This is a genomic window from Pseudorhodobacter sp., from assembly GCF_030452865.1.
In the GTDB taxonomy this organism is placed as follows: domain Bacteria; phylum Pseudomonadota; class Alphaproteobacteria; order Rhodobacterales; family Rhodobacteraceae; genus Pseudorhodobacter.
The window spans coordinates 1-2,504 of record NZ_JAKDLJ010000472.1 but is presented as its reverse complement, the minus strand read 5'-3'; the positions used below and the strand labels follow the sequence as shown (position 1 = coordinate 2,504).

Genomic DNA, 2,504 nt, shown 5'->3' with positions numbered 1-2,504 from the left:
GATGGGGTTGAGAGGCTGGAAGAGATACTAGAGGACCGCCGAACCAATGCGCTGTGCCTGGGGCCGGGGATGGGTTTGGGCGCGACTCAGGTGGAGATGGTGGCGGTGGCGTTGCAAAGTCGGAGTGAACCCCGACCTACGGTGCTGGACGCGGATGCGTTGACATTGTTGGCGCAGGATGCGGCTTTGTTTGACTTGCTGCATGAGGAATGCGTTTTGACGCCGCACGCCGGAGAATTTGCCCGTTTGTTTCCGGACATTGCGGCGCGATTGGCGGAACGGGCCGCCACAGGCCCGGCTTATTCCAAGGTGGATGCCACCCGCGATGCTGCCAAACGGGCGGGCTGTGTCGTGCTTTATAAAGGGCCGGACACAGTGATTGCTGGCCCGGATGGGCGCTGCGCGATCAATGCCGCGGTTTACGACCGCGCAGCGCCGTGGCTCGCAACCGCTGGTGCCGGCGATGTTCTGGCCGGATTTATCACCGGCCTTCTGGCGCGCGGCTTTGCACCAATGCAAGCAGCGGAAACCGGGGCATGGCTGCATGTCGAATGTGCGCGCAGTTTTGGCCCCGGATTGATCGCCGAAGATCTGCCGGAAGAATTGCCAAAGGTGTTTCGGGCACTTGGGTTGTAGCGTCGGGCAAAGCAAAAACCCGCCCTTTTGCAAGGCGGGCTTTGTGAAAGCATAACGAGAGCAGAGATCAGGCGGCGATCACGGTCGCGGCAACGGTTGCGGGGGTGCAGGTCACTTCCACCCCGTTGGCATAAAGCACCTCTGCCTGGTCAAATTCCAGCCGATAAACGCAAGCGCCAACCACGGTTTCGATGCGGATATATTCGCCATCCGCCAGTTCCTTGGCAGCAATCACGGCTTGGGCCACGCCTTTCAGCGCCTTCGCGCGCCAATCGCGGATATGGATGCCTTGGTCGGGTGCCACGCACATATCAGCCGCCGGTTGATCGACGCCAAGGGCGGAGGCTGAGATGCACACCAGTTTCGCCGTCGGCAACACGGTCGAGTGAACCGAGCGCAGCACACGGGCACCGGCGCGGGTGATGATGCGATCCCCCACCGACAGGTATTCAACCGCCATTTCGCCCGCAAGCGTCAGAACGGTGGTTCCGGCAACAAGTCCTTCGGTCAAAGCGGTCGTGCGGTCGCTGGCGTTATGTGTCATTTTCTGTGCTCTCCGTGATCCCTGAACCTTCATCGCTTTCAAATGTGGCGGCAATGAGTCAACGAAACGTCAAACTTGGATTTTGAATCTATCCATTTTAAGGCAAACTTTTCCCCTCGCATCCCGCCCGTGCCTTTGTTAGAAGGGCGCGGATTTTCATCGTCAGGGTGCAAGCCTGCGGCGGTGTGGCGATGCGGGTATGGCGAAATTGGCAGACGCACCAGATTTAGGTTCTGGCGCCGCAAGGCGTGGGGGTTCAAGTCCCTCTACCCGCACCAGATATGTAAGAAGGATGGATTTATATGCAGGTCACTGAGACCCTCAAAGACGGCCTCAAGCGCGGCTACACCATCACGGTGACCGCAGCAGAGCTTGATGTGAAAGTGCAGGAAAAGCTGGTCGAGGCGCAGCCCGAGGTTGAGATGAAGGGCTTTCGCAAGGGCAAGGTGCCGATGGCCATGCTGCGCAAGCAATTTGGCCCGCGCATCATGGGCGACGCGATGCAGGAAGCCATCGACGGCGCGATGAAAAGCCACTTTGAGGCCTCAGGTGACCGCCCGGCAATGCAGCCCGATGTCAAGATGACGGACGGTGAGAACTGGAAAGAAGGCCAGGATGTCGTGGTCGAGATGGCCTATGAAGCCTTGCCGGAAATCCCGGAACTTGATGCAGGCAAGGTCACGCTGGAACGCCTGATCGTGAAGGCCGAAGATACCGCGGTGAATGAGGCGCTGGCCAATCTGGCCGAATCCGCGCAGAATTTTGAAGACCGCAAGAAAGGCTCCAAAGCCAAGGACGGCGATCAGGTTGTGATTGACTTCAAAGGTTCCGTCGATGGAGAGGCTTTTGAGGGCGGCGCGGGTGAGGATTACCCGCTGGTGCTCGGCTCCAACTCCTTTATCCCCGGTTTTGAGGCGCAGCTTGTCGGCGCCAAGGCCGGCGATGAGGTGAAGGTCGATGTGTCTTTCCCCGCCGAATATGGTGCTGCGCATCTGGCGGGCAAGGCGGCGGTGTTTGACTGCACCGTCAAGGCAGTGAAAGCCCCGAAGCCTGCGGAGATTGACGACGAATTGGCCAAGAAATTCGGCGCCGAGGATCTCGCCGGTCTGAAAGGCCAGATTTCGGAGCGTCTGGAAGCTGAATATGCCGGTGCCGCGCGCGCGGTGATGAAGCGTTCGTTGCTGGATCAATTGGATGGCATGGTGAAGTTCGAACTGCCGCCGTCGCTGGTCGAAGCCGAAGCCGGGCAGATCGCGCATCAGCTGTGGCATGAGGAGAACCCTGAGGTTCACGACCACAATCACGACAATATCGAGACCACCGA

3 protein-coding genes and 1 tRNA gene are annotated in these 2,504 nt (G+C 59.3%); 3 read left to right on the top strand and 1 reads right to left on the bottom strand.

The window, feature by feature from the left end:
- On the top strand, nucleotides 1-636 hold a 636-nt coding region (locus L0H65_RS18235), incomplete at its 5' end, for an ADP/ATP-dependent (S)-NAD(P)H-hydrate dehydratase (RefSeq protein ID WP_301460631.1).
- A gap of 67 nt (nucleotides 637-703) precedes the next feature.
- On the opposite strand, the gene L0H65_RS18230 is transcribed toward L0H65_RS18235, so the two are convergent.
- Entirely contained in the window at nucleotides 704-1,180 is a 477-nt protein-coding gene (locus tag L0H65_RS18230; protein WP_301460630.1) for a Hint domain-containing protein, read from the bottom strand.
- Nucleotides 1,181-1,373: 193 nt separating this feature from the next.
- Between L0H65_RS18230 and L0H65_RS18225 the strand changes: the two genes are divergently transcribed.
- Nucleotides 1,374-1,458, top strand: a tRNA-Leu gene (locus L0H65_RS18225).
- Between the two features lie 24 nt (nucleotides 1,459-1,482).
- Nucleotides 1,483-2,504: trigger factor (tig, locus tag L0H65_RS18220; RefSeq protein WP_301460629.1), on the top strand; the 1,022-nt coding region annotated here is incomplete at its 3' end.